The 14,132-nt window shown below is 56.8% G+C and carries 13 protein-coding genes; 3 read left to right on the forward strand and 10 right to left on the reverse strand.

What is annotated here, in order from left to right; translation table 11 throughout:
• Positions 1 to 44: 44 nt before the first annotated feature.
• The 3 genes from pufB to idi all read left to right on the forward strand — a co-directional run bounded on the left by pufB (position 45) and on the right by idi (position 1,236).
• Positions 45 to 188 (forward strand): light-harvesting antenna LH1, beta subunit, encoded by a 144-nt coding sequence (gene pufB / locus ACTG3T_RS11760; RefSeq protein WP_439102467.1) that lies wholly within the window; start codon positions 45 to 47, stop codon positions 186 to 188.
• A gap of 70 nt (positions 189 to 258) precedes the next feature.
• On the forward strand, positions 259 to 450 hold the full coding sequence (pufA, locus tag ACTG3T_RS11765) for a light-harvesting antenna LH1, alpha subunit (protein ID WP_023660414.1): 192 nt from the start codon (positions 259 to 261) through the stop codon (positions 448 to 450).
• A 135-nt stretch (positions 451 to 585) separates the two neighbouring features.
• Positions 586 to 1,236 (forward strand): isopentenyl-diphosphate Delta-isomerase, encoded by a 651-nt coding sequence (idi, locus tag ACTG3T_RS11770; protein WP_439102468.1) that lies wholly within the window; start codon positions 586 to 588, stop codon positions 1,234 to 1,236.
• 27 nt (positions 1,237 to 1,263) lie between these two features.
• Here idi and ACTG3T_RS11775 read toward each other — a convergent pair whose 3' ends face one another.
• From ACTG3T_RS11775 to bchB, 10 genes are all read right to left on the reverse strand, one after another.
• The gene (locus ACTG3T_RS11775; protein WP_439102469.1) at positions 1,264 to 2,607 is read right to left on the reverse strand and encodes a radical SAM protein; all 1,344 of its coding nucleotides are present in this window, start codon (positions 2,605 to 2,607) and stop codon (positions 1,264 to 1,266) included.
• A 290-nt stretch (positions 2,608 to 2,897) separates the two neighbouring features.
• Positions 2,898 to 3,725 carry a putative photosynthetic complex assembly protein PuhE gene (gene puhE, locus ACTG3T_RS11780; RefSeq protein ID WP_439102470.1) on the reverse strand — a complete coding sequence of 276 codons (828 nt, stop codon included), beginning with the start codon at positions 3,723 to 3,725 and terminating at the stop codon, positions 2,898 to 2,900.
• On the reverse strand, positions 3,722 to 4,228 hold the full coding sequence (gene puhC, locus ACTG3T_RS11785) for a photosynthetic complex assembly protein PuhC (RefSeq protein ID WP_439102471.1): 507 nt from the start codon (positions 4,226 to 4,228) through the stop codon (positions 3,722 to 3,724). Before puhC ends, puhE begins: the two co-directional genes overlap by 4 nt.
• A gap of 19 nt (positions 4,229 to 4,247) precedes the next feature.
• Complete coding sequence (gene puhB / locus ACTG3T_RS11790) at positions 4,248 to 4,901, reverse strand: photosynthetic complex putative assembly protein PuhB (protein ID WP_439102472.1); 654 nt, start codon at positions 4,899 to 4,901, stop codon at positions 4,248 to 4,250.
• Positions 4,898 to 5,665 (reverse strand): photosynthetic reaction center subunit H, encoded by a 768-nt coding sequence (gene puhA / locus ACTG3T_RS11795; protein WP_439102473.1) that lies wholly within the window; start codon positions 5,663 to 5,665, stop codon positions 4,898 to 4,900. The genes puhB and puhA overlap by 4 nt, the downstream gene beginning before the upstream one ends.
• 27 nt (positions 5,666 to 5,692) lie before the next feature.
• Positions 5,693 to 7,120, reverse strand: coding sequence for a BCD family MFS transporter (locus ACTG3T_RS11800; RefSeq protein WP_439102474.1), 1,428 nt, complete (start codon positions 7,118 to 7,120; stop codon positions 5,693 to 5,695).
• Complete coding sequence (gene bchM, locus ACTG3T_RS11805; RefSeq protein WP_439102475.1) at positions 7,117 to 7,818, reverse strand: magnesium protoporphyrin IX methyltransferase; 702 nt, start codon at positions 7,816 to 7,818, stop codon at positions 7,117 to 7,119. Before bchM ends, ACTG3T_RS11800 begins: the two co-directional genes overlap by 4 nt.
• Complete coding sequence (gene bchL / locus ACTG3T_RS11810; RefSeq protein ID WP_439102476.1) at positions 7,818 to 8,735, reverse strand: ferredoxin:protochlorophyllide reductase (ATP-dependent) iron-sulfur ATP-binding protein; 918 nt, start codon at positions 8,733 to 8,735, stop codon at positions 7,818 to 7,820. The genes bchM and bchL overlap by 1 nt, the downstream gene beginning before the upstream one ends.
• Positions 8,732 to 12,586, reverse strand: coding sequence for a magnesium chelatase subunit H (locus ACTG3T_RS11815; protein WP_439102477.1), 3,855 nt, complete (start codon positions 12,584 to 12,586; stop codon positions 8,732 to 8,734). The genes bchL and ACTG3T_RS11815 overlap by 4 nt, the downstream gene beginning before the upstream one ends.
• Positions 12,558 to 14,132, reverse strand: coding sequence for a ferredoxin:protochlorophyllide reductase (ATP-dependent) subunit B (gene bchB, locus ACTG3T_RS11820; RefSeq protein WP_439102478.1), 1,575 nt, complete (start codon positions 14,130 to 14,132; stop codon positions 12,558 to 12,560). Before bchB ends, ACTG3T_RS11815 begins: the two co-directional genes overlap by 29 nt.

Below are 14,132 nucleotides of genomic sequence, written 5' to 3' on the forward strand. Positions count from 1 at the left end.
AAGGTCTGGGGATATAACGTAAGTTGACATGGGAGAAAATAACCATGAGCGAATCTAGCAGCCTTACAGGGCTCTCAGATGGTGCGGCCCGAGAGTTTCACAGCTTGTATGTGAAAAGCTTTTTGGGATTCACCGCAGTAGCGGTGGTAGCACACCTTCTGGTGTGGTCCTGGAGACCTTGGTTCTAACAGGTTTTCTTTTAGGCACTGAACCGACGATTGCACATATGTGCACCGTTTTAAATATAGGAGATGCAACATGCATAAAATATGGATGATTTTTGATCCGCGTAGAATTTTGGTAGCTAACGCTATCTTTCTTTTTACGTTAGCGGTCCTGATCCATTTTGTATTGCTGAGCACTGCGAAGTACAACTGGATCGAAGGTGATTCGATGGCAGGTGCTTCAACGGCCCAGCACATGGAAGCACTGCCCCCCTCGCGCAGCTAGCGCATTGGGCAATGCAACTAAGTGTGTCCACGGCCTCCCCCGGTCGTGGGCACCGTTTCTTGAACAATCCGTGCGCGGTATGCACTGTTTGCCATTACGCGCTCAAGGAGTTTCACTTTTAGAGGAGCGCCGATCTTGTCCGAAGTTAACAATGAGTCAGGCACAGATAACGCGAGCGTCAGCGTGATGCGCGCCCCCGTATCCTTTGCCAGTGAAGAACTCATTCTGGTTGATAGCGACGATACCGTCGTTGGGTATCGCGATAAATTTAATACCCACGACGGCTCTGGTGTTCTTCACCGGGCGTTTTCGGCTTTTCTCTTTGACCATCATGGCCGTCTGTTGGTGCATCGGCGCAGTGAGCAGAAGCCCCTATGGCCCGGTTTCTGGACCAATAGCTGTTGTAGTCATCCCCGGCGAGGGGAAAGCATAGACGCCGCGGTAACACGCCGGGTTCGTGAGGAGTTGGGCGTCAACGCAGAGTCGACACCTATCTACAAGTTTGAATACAAGGCCCATTTCAAAGAGGTGGGTAGCGAGCACGAGTTGTGCCACGTCTACCTGGCGCGCTCCATGGATGGTGCCGAAGTGTCACCCCATGCAGAAGAGGTTATGGAGTGGTGCTGGCTGAGCATGGAGAACGTAGACAGCTGGATGTTAGAGCGGCCGGAGGACCTTACCCCCTGGTTTCGCCAGGAGTGGTCTGCACTTCGGAGTCTTTATCGGTCGCAGCTTGAACAGTTCGTTAGCGGGTGCATTGAAGCAGGCCAACGAGGTGCCGCTTAAGCAGCCTGCCTAGGCGATCCAGGCGATCTAGGCGATAGTGCGCCAGCGATACATGGGCGATGAATCGCCCCATGCCTGATGCAGAGTAAAGCGGCCAGCCTCTGTCATGGTCAGCTTGTCTCCCTCAATCTCCACGAGCCCATCTGCTTTCAAGGCCTGAAGTTCGGGGTATTCCTGCTTCGGATCAAGCAGTGTGTGCTGGTCGTCATCGAGATGCAGGTTGCACATAAGATCAGACAGCGCATGGCGACGGGCACGAAGATTAGGGCTCAGTTGCGCCGCTGCACTCATTGGCAGTTCGCCACGCTCGAGGCTATCACGCCACCGGTTGATATCCGCATGATTCTGCACGCAGATACTGGAAAGATCGGTCATTGAACTGCTTCCCAGTCCAACTACACCGCGTCCGGTCTGCTGCGTGTAACCGATCCAGTTTCTGTGGAGAGAACCGTTTCTGTGCGCCTCGCTTATAGGGTCCTGGGCGCGCGCGAAACAATCGAGGCCAATCCACTCGTAACCGGAGTGATTGAATCTCTCAACAATGCGGCTAAAAATAGCGACTTTGTCAGCGATGGATGGCATCTGCTGGGAGTCAATCGCCCGCTGATGCTGAAAATGATCGGCCCGGCGAGAATAGGTAAAACAGGACACGCGATCGGGCTCTAGCGCCAGCAATTCCTCAACAGTTTTTTGTACGCTGGAAGCGGTTTGCATGGGCAATCCGTAGACCAGGTCTGTGGCGACGGTGGAAAAACCGATCTGTCGTGCGGTTTCCACCACGTCACGCACTACGGGCAACGACTGATGCCTGCCCAGCGCTTGCTGAACGGTAGGATCCAGATCTCTCAGCTCCAGGTTCAGGTTTCTGAACCCCAGGCCGTGGAGGAGTGACAATTGGGATACCGAAGCGCGGTGAGCGTTGGCTTCCAGGGAGGATTCAGTCTGCGCGTCGATGGTGAAATACTTATCCAGGATGTCCACAAGCCTGACGAGCTGCAGTTCCGATAAATAATTCGGCGTGCCGCCACCTAGATGAAGCTGTTGCAAGCGCCGATTTCTGCCCAGATGATCCGTGACGAGCTGTACCTCGATCTCCAGAGTATCGAGGTAATGGTCGATTTGCTTGTGGTCGTGACTGACCGTAGTCTGGTGGTCGCAGCTCAGGCAGCGCGACGGGCAGAAGGGCAAATGAATGTAGACAGACAGGTCTTCATCAATGTTGCGCTTTTCGTCTTCCAGCGCAGCAATGTAATCATTGTGCGATACGGCCGGGTCGAATGAAAGGCCGCTGTCGAACACCTTGGTGTTGCTGGGTTCGATCCCCCCGGAGGTGATAATTATCCGGGCTTCCTTGCTGTCGCTTTTTAGCATGGCGACTGGTCCTCTGCACAACTCGTGAACGTCTTCGGTCGAGTGCTTGGCTTTTTATCGGATTATTGGAATCCTTGGCGGTAAGAAAGATAGGTTCAATCACCTGTCAATCACCTATCAATCAACTTGCAATTAGCGAGGAGACAGATTTTTCCTACCGCAGGGTTGATGCCAAGCATCGGGGCATTCATCAACGTGCGAAGCTAAAAGTAGCGCCATAGGGTATTTTTTTCAAGTTTTGCCAGAAAATTAAAAAGCATGAAAGCTGTGGTTTTTCGAAATCATTTGGACTAAGGGTGTTTGGTCAACTGCATTCCTTGCACGTTCTTGACAGCACTGTCGCTTTTCCCGCTATCCGAAGCAGGGGTTGGCGAAAGGGCCCAGCGCCAAAGCGCGGACTCTCCGAAGGGGTACATCAAAAACCAGTGTTCCAGAACCGCAAGACTTAAAAGAGCGCTCACAAGAAGGTTAGCGCTGCGCAGAAAGGGATCCACCGTAGCCATGGCTTGGGCCAAGAGCACTACGGCGGCACCAGTGCCGATAGTCACAGACAGGGGGAACAACAGGTTCATTGATGCGCGGCGAGTGTAGCTGTCCAGATACTGTAAATGCGACGGAAACCAGTCGCTGTTGTAGTTTCGCACGCCAAGGAACAAATTGAGTTTGGCGCTCCAGCGCATCAACCATAGGGAGATACAGGTGGCTGCAGCAACCTGATTAGGTCCGTCGCCGGCAATCAGCACTACCAGTCCTACCATCGCGATGACAGATATCTCGTGGTAAAGGCTTGTCTGCAGTCCCAGCCAGAATCGTCGCGCAGTACTGGCTCCCGCGGGGCAGGGCGTATTTCTGGGGCCTGTAATGACGCCCATGAGATAAGTCATTTCGAGCCAGGCCCAAATGACCAGTCCCTGTCCGAAGCCCAGTAGCGCGCCGGCGGCGCTGCGATCTTCACTGCGACCGGGAAGGTAGATCAACGAAAGTACTACCAAAACAGTGACGGCAAGCATGCTCGCCCGTTGCCACTGCGCGCCCAGCCGGTTCAGGAGCAGAACAAGTCCGGTGCTTATCCACCAGGCTAAGGTGACCGTGGCCAGCGCTAGGAGGTAGTCAATCACCAGTCTTGCGCTGAATCCGCGTTCATCAGCGGGGCATCCATTAGGTTCGCAAAAACCGCGATATTGGTTTGCCCAAAGGCGACCAGGTCTATTTTTTCTCCGGTGGAAGGGTCCGAGAACACTAACCGTCCATCGTCGTAGCGCTTCAGTTCAAACATGGAGGCGATACCGGAATCGAGCCCACGACGCTGGCGCACGAGGCTGCGTACTACGCCTCGGAGGAATGCGCCCTCGCCGGAGGGGATTCTGGCGATCGCGTCCTTGCTCTGCCATTCAAACACCTCCACCACTCCATCGGGGAGGTCCCGAAACCCCAGCTCACGCACGTCAACAATATTGGCGTCCGGCACCGAGTTCATGGAATACCCGGTGAGCCTCGCGATCAGCGTAGCGGCAAGGACCGCCATCACGAAGATCGCGACGCCGGTCATGAGTATGCGTGAATTCGCGTCCATGGTGCTTCTTCGCGATACGGGCGAATTCTGCGTCATTGCATCACTCACGGTTTGCTCCTTGTGTTCCTCAAGAGGCGATGAACATTGCGCTTGGGTCGGCTCGCTGACTCTCCACCGAGGCGCTTTCGCCCCGAGTGGGCTGAACGCTACTTACTACGCTGGCAAGACTTGCCGCCAGCTCTTCTACATTTCGAATGCTGCGAAGTGCTGGCTGGGTCGGGTTCCACTTCCAACTCCGTACATTCGGCCATAGCATCATGTAGGAGAGGCGCTTTTTCTGTTCCAGAGACAATACAATGTCACCGCTGCCGTCAGGTTGCTTGCTCATATCGGCGGCGGTAACAATCGAGAGCGGAATGTTCACCATCATAGGTATAGCAACACCTGAACGCAGCACCAGACGCTTATCTGTGAGAGTGTAAATCGTAGTCCGTGCGTAGGCATAAGCGAGGAGGGTGAGAATCCCCACTGCCAGCACGCCCAGTCCGATCATCCAGCTACTGCCCAGAATAATATCGGACAGCGACCCGCCCCGGGTTGTTTGCACGCCCAGATGAATAACGATCAGTACGGCGAAATAGATGGCAACGTTCCGCACGTGAAACACGCGCCTGGCCATGATCTTAAAATCAGGCTCTCCCTGCCAGATGAGTGTTTCATCTGACGGGAGATAGTCGGGGAGTCCGCGGACAGGTTCGTCCTCATATTCGCCAACACTCATAGCACTGGCTCCATGCGCTCAGGCAGCGCATAGAGGTAGCCGCCACCATAATAGGCGCCGATCTTGTCCTCTTCTTGCAGCGTCACGAAGTCCGGGTTGGCCGTGGTCGGCGCGTCGGCAAAGTGTTTGCCGCAGACGGACTTGGCGATGACGTCGCCATTGGACTTGATGCGTGCAAAGGTCATGGGAATCATCACCCGGCGCTCACCCGCTGAAATCTCGAGGTAGCGCACACAGGGCTCGCTGAGGTCGATCCATAGATCGGTCACGGTGCCGCCTTGCTCGCCATCAGCGCCATAAACAGGTCGGCCTCGAGGGTCGGGATCGCGGCGTTCAACGCTCCAGTCCTCGGCGATGCGCATGGGAATGATGCGGGGCGTGCCATGGTCATGGTTGAGATCAGGCGCTTCTGGACGAATCGCCCAGGCTGCGGGCCCCACGCCGTCGAGCATCGCATTACCTGTGGGTTCCAGGGGGAAGCCCGGCGCAGGGACAATTTGCTCAGCCTTAAGCTCATAATCTGGTGGATCTTCCTTGGGTGCCGTGCGTGTACCCTGGCCATGGGGCAGGATGTAAGTTTTCTCCTCGGGCATGCCAAATAGATCGCCACCGGTGTAGTTCTCATTATGAGAGTCCACCAGGGGATAACCTTCCCGCTTGGCCTCGCGATGCAGATACCCCACGAGTCCGAAGAAAAAAAGCCAGAACGCGTAGAGCGTCAGCTGTGCAACATCAATGTACTCAGTTATAGATCCAGTACCCATTTCAGTTCCTCCCTGTCAGGGTCTATGTCAATTCGGGAATTCATGGAGAGCGAACGTGCTCTTTTGCCCGATTTGCCCGGAGCCGCGTACTAACGGCCCCAGTGCAATAAGTGCTGCAAACAGCAGCAGTATTTCAAGGTGATAAACAGCGCTGTAGCCGGTCACCGGGTCCATTAGCGCGCTGCCCAGTTTCCCGCTCACCGCAAGATGGGTGACGTAGTCGCGCAGAGCACCGCCCAAGGCGATCGCCAATCCTGCCGCGGTCGCCTGCACGGCACCCCAGGCGCCAAGCGCCAGACCTTTTTCTTCGTCTTTGCCCAGTGCCATGGCGGCGGTGAGCGTGCCCACGGCAAAAAAGCCGCCGCCAAGGCCGATGCAGGCTGCGCCGATTTTGAACAGGAAGGGCGAACCCAGAGGCGCCGAAAGAATGACGGCCGCGAAGGCAAAAAGCCCCAGGGCAGCGCCGTAGCCGGATAAGCGTATAGGGTCGGCACCACCGCTTAGACGTCGTGAGGACAGGGCAAAGGCAACGAGCATGCCCAATCCCCAAATCGCTGACAGGCCCGTGGTGGCGCTGACAGACATGCCTAGTATCTGACCGCCATAAGGCTCCAGAAGAATGTCCTGCATGCTGAAGGCCGCGGTGCCAAGGCCGATGGCAAGAAGCAATCGTTTGGTTTTACCAGATTCCGTGAACGCACCCCAGCTGGCAGAAAAGCTGGGTCGGGGGCGGGCAGGATCCGTGCGCGATGGCATGAGGCTTTCCTGACGCCACAGCGCAATGGCGTTGAGCACGATGGTGGCGATAGCCGTGCCCTGAATCACCTTGATGAGCTTGAGGTTCGAGAAGTCATCGAGCAGTACAGAGAAGAGCAGGGCACTGACGATAGTGCCCAACAGCAGCATTACATACAGAAGCGCTACTACCTTTGGCCGGGTGTTATCCGTCGCAAGATCAGTCGCCAGGGCAAGCCCTGCAGTTTGGGTAATGTGCAGGCCGGCGCCCACCAGCAAAAACGCGAGCGCTGCGGCCATGGGGCCGAGCCATTGGGGTCCCGCGGCGGGGTCCGCCAACACTATGAGCGCAAAAGGCATGATGGCCAGACCGCCAAACTGGGTCATGCTGCCGCCCCAGATGTAGGGTACGCGACGCCAGCCAAGGAGCGACTTGTGATGATCCGAGCGAAACCCCACCAGAGCGCGCAGTGGCGCAAAAAACAGCGGCAGGGAAACCATAAGCGACACCAGCCACGCGGATTGGCCCATCTCCAGAACCATTACCCGGTTGAGAGTGCCATTCAGGAGAACCAGGGCCATGCCCACACTGAGTTGAAATAGCGAGAGGCGTGCCAGTCGCGACAGGGGGAGGTCCCCACTTACTGCGTCGGCGAAGGGCACCAGCGCAAGCACGGCCTGCGACGGGAAAATACGATCTGTGATCGCCGATAAATTCACTGACGGCGTAACTCGCAGGCCTGAGAAATATAGAAACCGCTGTTTACTCGGGATACCCGGCCGCGCTCCCAGGACTGCAGGGTCTCCTGTGCCTGAATCATGCGATCAAGGCGTTTGGGACTCACCGGTTGAATAGCCGGAGCTCGATCACCCCGGGGAAACAGTTTTCCCGTGGCATGCATGATTTCCAGCAACGGGGTGCTTGGCGCATGGGTAAATACCATGCTTTTGCTGACCCGGGGGGCAAGACTGTTCAGTACTTCGATACCGTCTGCGACGTCGTAATGAATCAGGGAGTCCATCGCCAGCACATGGTCAAACTCGCCGGTGGCCAGAGCCGCCATATCACCCACTTCGAAATCAATGTGGCCCTTGCCGATGTCCGAAGGAAGGCGTTCCCTGGCGATCTCAATGAGCGTCGCAGAGAGATCCACTGCCAAAACCTGGGCCCCGCGGGTAGCGAGTTCCACAGCAACCGCGCCCGTGCCACAGCCGGCATCGAGTACGCGACAGCCTTCAAGGTTGTCCGGCAACCAGGAGAGCAGAGTGTTGCGCATCTCGTCCCTGCCCGCCCGTACCGTTTGACGGATACGGCTTACCGGCGCGTTGGAAGTGAGTTTTGTCCATGCATCGGAGGCCGTTCTGTCGAAATAGGTTTCTATCTCGGAACGGCGCTGGACATAGCTGTTATCGGTCATCAATCGAATCCCAGGAAGTCAAAGAGGTCACGATCCTTCATGGGTTCGGCATCGAGGGCATCCGTGCCGTCCCACAGTGCCGTGGCAAGTTTGATGTACTCCTCCTGCACCGCGAGGAGTTCCGGGGTGTCGTCCATTTCAAACAGCGTGGATTTCTTGAGCCGGCTGCGACGGATGACGTCCAGGTCCGGGAAGTGCGCAAGACGCTTGAGTCCCACGGCATCGTTGAAGCGATCAATCTCATCAGTGCCGGAGCTGCGGTTGGCAATGACACCGCCCAGGCGGACGGGATAATTCTTGGATTTGGCCTTGATGGCCGCGGCAATGCGGTTCATGGCGAAGATGGAGTCGAAATCGTTGGCGGTAACTACCAGCGCCCGCTCCGCATGCTGCAGCGGTGAAGCAAAGCCACCGCAGACCACATCACCCAGTACGTCAAAGATCACCACGTCAGCATCATCCAGGAGGTGATGCTGTTTTAGGAGTTTTACGGTCTGTCCAACAACATAGCCACCGCAACCGGTACCAGCCGGTGGTCCGCCTGCTTCGACACACATGACGCCGTTGTAGCCCTCGTACATGTAGTCGTCTGGTGTCAGCTCTTCGGAGTGAAACTCCACCGACTCCAGTACATCGATGACCGTCGGCATCAGTGCCTTGGTCAGAGTAAACGTTGAGTCATGCTTGGGATCGCAGCCGATTTGAATGACACGCTTTCCCAGCTTCGAAAAGGCCACAGAGAGATTGGAAGACGTAGTGCTTTTGCCAATACCCCCCTTGCCATAAATAGCGAATACTTTGGCCTTGTCGATCTGAACGTCGGGATCGAGATGCACCTGCAGGCTGCCATCTCCGTCCAGTCCACGGCTGTCATTGGGATCCACTTGCTGTACTGGAATGTTGATAGGTTTGTTCATGCGGCTACTACTCCACTGGGTATACCTTCCAGCCAATCTTCAAGATCTTCGCTTGCGCGATGCAATGCGTCGAGACTCTCCTGGTCTGGTTGCCAATAGTCACGATCGCTTGCTTCAAGCAGGCGATTAACGACTTTAATGGCAGAATGAGGATTTAGTTGCGCGAGGCGATCGCGCATCGATTCGTCGAGAATAAAAGTTTCGGACATGCTCTGATAAACCCAGGGAGCTACCTGGCCGGTGGTGGCCGACCATCCCAGGGTGTTGGTGATGTGGGATTCAATCTGCCTCACACCTTCAAAGCCATGCTCGAGAATGCCTTCGTACCACTTCGGGTTGAGCACCCGGGTACGTGTTTCCAGCGCTACCTGCTCTTCCAGGGTGCGAACCTTGCCGCTGCTGGATGTCTGGTCCGAAATGTAAACGGGCACTTCCTGACCGTTGCGGGCGCGCTTTACCGCGCGACTGATACCGCCCAGGGTGTCGAAGTATTGATCCAGAGAGGTGATACCTACCTCTACAGAATCGAGATTCTGATAGGCGAGGTCGACGGTAGACAGCATGCTGTTGAGCAGCTCCGCGTGGGGGGCCACGTTACCGTCGCGTCCGTAGGCAAAGCACTTGCGTGATGTATACGCATCTGCGAGTTCACCGTCGTCTTCCCAGCGACTGTCGTCAACCAGAAGGTTGACGTTGGAGCCATAGGCACCATCCGAATTGCTGAAGACCCGAAGGGCAGCGGTTTCGAAGTCGCAGCCCTGCTCTTCCTTCTGAGACAGGGTGTGCTTGCGCACATAGTTCATATCCAGGGGCTCGTCGGCAGAGGCTGCAAGGAAGCTGGCCTCGGCGAGCATTCGCGTCTGCAGGGGCAGCAGATCTCGAAAAATCCCCGAGAGTGTCATGATCACGTCCACCCGGGGGCGGCCCAACTCTTCCAGGGAAACAAGCTTTGCACCGCTCACGCGGCCATAACCATCGATGCGTGGTTCGGCACCCATGAGCGCAAGGGCCTGGGCGATAGGACCCCCTTCATTTTTCATATTGTCAGAGCCCCACAACACCAGGGCGACCGTTTCCGGTAGAGCGCCACCAGAATCTGCATGCTTGCTCAGAAGATTGGCCGTCTGTCGCAGGCCATCGCGCATGGCAAACCTGCTGGGTAAACGGTAGGGGTCGAAACCGTGAAGGTTCCTTCCTGTGGGTAGTATGTCCGTGGTGCGCAAGAGATCACCGCCAGGCGCGGGGGCGATAAAGCGACCGTCCATGGCGTGGAGTATGGCTTCTAATTCCGGATTGCGGTGCAGTTGCTCCGCAGTATGTGTGAGCGAGCGAACTGCCTCGTCCAGATCGTCCCGTTCGGGGTTGGCGGCTTCAACAAGCTTTTTGAAAGTCTCGGTTTCGCCCTGTTCCAGGGCGTCGACCTGCGCAGGAGCCAAAACCAGTTCGTGTCCAGCCTGACCCACTGCGGTGAGCATATCCTTGCGCTCTTCCTCGGAACCCGTTTCTCCCAGTACATGGAGTCCATAGGGGATCAATGTTTCCTCGAGCTCGATGAGGGCACAGCGAAGGGACTCGATCTCGGTACTGCTTGCTTCGGTCCAGGCGGGTTTTTCACTGCAAAGGTCTAGCTCGACCCCCTGGGCCTGAATGACCGCTGCCAGGTCGGAGCGAACTTCGGCACTGTCATCGGCACCCATGCGCCAGCGCTCGATAGTCTCTTTCAGTTCCTGCAGGCCTTTGTAGAGGTCGGCGCGGGTAATCGGTGGTGTCAGGTAACTGATCAGCGTGGCTCCCGCCCGGCGTTTGGCAATCATGCCTTCGGAGGGGTTGTTCGCGGCATACAGGTAATAGTGCGGAATATCGCCAATGAGTCGCTGGGGCCAGCAGCTGTCGCTCATCCCCGATTGTTTGCCCGGCATAAACTCCAGTGCACCGTGGGTTCCAAAATGCAGGAGCGAGTGAGCGGCAAAATCTTCGCGTATGTAGCGATAGAACGCCGAAAATGCGTGAGTGGGGGAGAATCCGCGCTCAAAGAGCAGGCGCATGGGGTCGCCCTCGTAACCGAATCCCGGTTGTACGCCAATAAATACATTGCCGAACTGTGCGCCCAGCACAAACAGTGAGCGGCCGTCGGTATTCTGCTTGCCCGGCACCGGACCCCATTGGGCTTCAATCTCTTCGAGATGAGGTTCCCGGGTTACATGATCATCCGAGGAGATCAGTGTGTGGACATTCGCCATGGCGCCGTAGCGCGCGGCGTTACCTTCCACAATAGCTTCGCGAAGCGCATCCACTGATTCAGGAAGATCAACGGTATAGCCGTCCTCACGCAGTGCGCGAAGCGTGTTCATGAGGGACTGGAAGACGGAAAGATTCGCGGCGGTGCCGGTGTTGCCGGCATTGGGTGGAAAGTTGAAGATCACCATTGCCACGCGACGTTCACCTTTAGGTGTCTTTCGCAATTCCACCAGACGCAGGGCTCGATCAGCCAGGGCATCCACACGCTCCGTATGCGGCTGCATGGCATGGGTGTCGCCACTGGCCGTTGTCTGGGAGGCGAGATCGGAGCGGCCACCGAAGATGGAGGGCACGCTGGCACCATCTAATTCGGGAATAGCCACCATCATGGTGGCCTCGACGGGCATGAGGCCGTGACTGGATGTTTCCCACTGTTCAATACTTTGAAACTCCAGGGCATGGGCCGCAATGTAGGGCACATCCAGGGACGCAAGCATGGCTTCCGCAGCCTTGGAGTCGTTGTAGGCCGGACCACCGACCAGGGAGAAACCGGTCAGCGATAGGAGTAGATCGATGTTTGGTTCGCCATCTTTCATAAAATAGGCGTCTACCGCCGGACGGGCATCCAGTCCACTCGCAAAAGCGGTAATGACTTTTAAGCCGCGCGCGCGAAGTCCCGCGATCACCGCATCATAGTGTGCGGTGTTATCTGCCAGGGCGTAGGAGCGCATGATTAGCAGGCCTACCGTACCGATCTCGCGTTTACTGCGGGATGATCTGCCAAGCTTTTCAAAGATAGGTTTCTTAGCCTGGGGGTCGTACAGCCCTACTTCGGGATAATCTACCGGGTTCCCGGTTTTTAAAGTGCCCTTGAAAGCGCCGCGCTCGTCACTGGCATAGCGATCGGTGAGGTACGCGATCATACGGCGGAGGTTTTCTTCTGAGCCTGCGAGCCAGTATTGCAGGGTCAGGAAATAAGCTCTGACATCCTGGGACGTGCCCGGGATAAAACGCAAAATTTTGGGCAGCTGGCGGAGCACGGTGAGCTGCTGAGCGCCCGGTGGTTTCTTCGCTTTGCCGGTGTTTCCGCGAAGGCGCTTGAGCAGGGCTACAGCACCAGTGGCTTCGCCGTCCATGGAAAACTTACCCATGCGGGTGAGCTTCATGATCTCCGCACCGGACATGGCACAGACCATCGCGTCGCAGTGCTCCCTGCGCTCCTGAAGCGCTGGGAGCACCGCATTGATCTGTTCTTCCATGAACATCATGGTGACCAGCACAATGTCGCCTGTGGCGATGTCTGCCTTGCAGCGCTTAAGCGCTTCGTTCTCTCCGTTCCAATCGGCAGAGGCGTGGACCTTTACCTCCAGTCCCGGAGCGTCCTTCTGAAGATCCTTTGCGGCACGGGCTATGCTGCTGGTCACGTGGTTGTCCAGCGTAATGACGACAAAGTTCAGCGAGTCTTTCGCAGACGCTTTCGTCGATGCCTCGGCCCCGGTCGAAACGGCCGGCGTGGCTAGCGGTTTAGCAGCTGTTTTAGCGGCTGTTTTAGCGGCTGTTTTAGCGGCTGTTTTAGCGGCTGTTTTAGCGGCTATAGTGGGCTTTTGCTTCATAGAGCGTATCCACTTTGATTACGTTCACGCCGTTGTCTGCGGCAAATCTTTCAGTATTGCGTTTGGCTTTTCCCCGCACAAAAAATGGAATCTTGCGAAGCTCCCGCTCTGCGTTGAGATCCCAGGTCAGCTCGTCGCTGGTCTCTCCCTCAGCATCGCTGTGGCTTGCATCATTAACCGCCGGGTCCTCACTGCGGGTAGTAACGCCCTCAGCGGCCAGATGGGAAGGCTGGGCACCGTCGTTAAATTCAAAGTCATCGCGGAACATCGCAAGGAGGTGCTCCTCGAGCCCCATCATCAGCGGATGTACCCAGCTGTCAAAGATAACGTTGGCACCCTCAAAACCCATTTGGGGGGAGTAGCGTGCCGGATAGTCCTGAACATGCGCCGGCGTAGATATCACGGCGCAGGGCACTCCCAGGCGCTTGGCGATATGCCGTTCCATCTGGGTACCCAGCACCAGTTCGGGCTGTAACTCGCTGATCACGCGCTCGACCTCGAGATAGTCGTCGCTGATTAATGCCTCAAGACCGAGCTCTTTGGCGGCTTCGCGGACGGACCGTGCCTGCTCGCGGGAGTAGGTGCCCATCCCGACCACTTCAAAGGCCAGTTCTTCGTGCGCAATGCGGGCTGCAGCTACGGTGTGGGTGGCGTCACCAAAAACAAACACCCGTTTGCCCGTAAGGTAAGTGGAGTCCACCGAGCGTGAATACCATGGCAGCCGTGAGTCTTCGGTATCCGGCGTGTGATCGATGCCCAGGGTCTTCGCAACTTCTGCGACAAACTCCCGCGTTGCCCCGACGCCAATAGGTACGGTTTTGATGGTGGGTTGCTTGAAGTTACGTTGAAGCCAGTCGCACGCAGGTCCGGCAATTTCCGGATAAAGGCATACGTTGGCATCGGCCTCCGGAAGACGGAGGAGATCGTGTGGTGACGCATTGAGCGGCGCGCAGACATTGACGCGGACGCCCATCTCGTTGAGAAGCTGTGTGATTTCACGAACGTCGTCACGACATCGAAAGCCCAGGGAGCTCGGCCCCAAAAGATTGACGCTGGGTTGTTCATTGGCACGGGGCGTTGCTTCGCTGCCAGGCGCAGGCACGCGATTTTGCAGCAGTCCCCGTACCAGGCTGTAGAAAGTCTCACCGGCACCCCAGTTCTCTTTGCGCGAGTAGGCAAGCATCTCGACAGGTACCACCGGTACCGACAAGCCGCTGCTGGTTGCCAGAGATCCCGGTTGGTCCTGAATCAGCTCTGCGGTGCAGGAGTCGCCTACAAGCAAAACCTGTGGCTGATGTTTTTCCACCGCAGCATGAATACTGCGCAGCACGAGCTCGGCGGTGTCGCTGCCAAGGTCTCGCGCTTGAAACGTTGTATAGGTAACCGGGGGGCGATGGTTGTCCCGCTCGATCATGGTAAACAGCAGATCGGCGTAGCTATCGCCCTGGGGGGCATGGAGGAGCAGATGAACGCCGCGCATGGAGTTGGCAATACGGATAGCCCCGACGTGCGGAGGACCCTCATAAGTCCAGAGAGACAATTCCAT

The sequence above is a fragment of the Congregibacter sp. genome (assembly GCF_965660375.1).
In the GTDB taxonomy this organism is placed as follows: domain Bacteria; phylum Pseudomonadota; class Gammaproteobacteria; order Pseudomonadales; family Halieaceae; genus Congregibacter.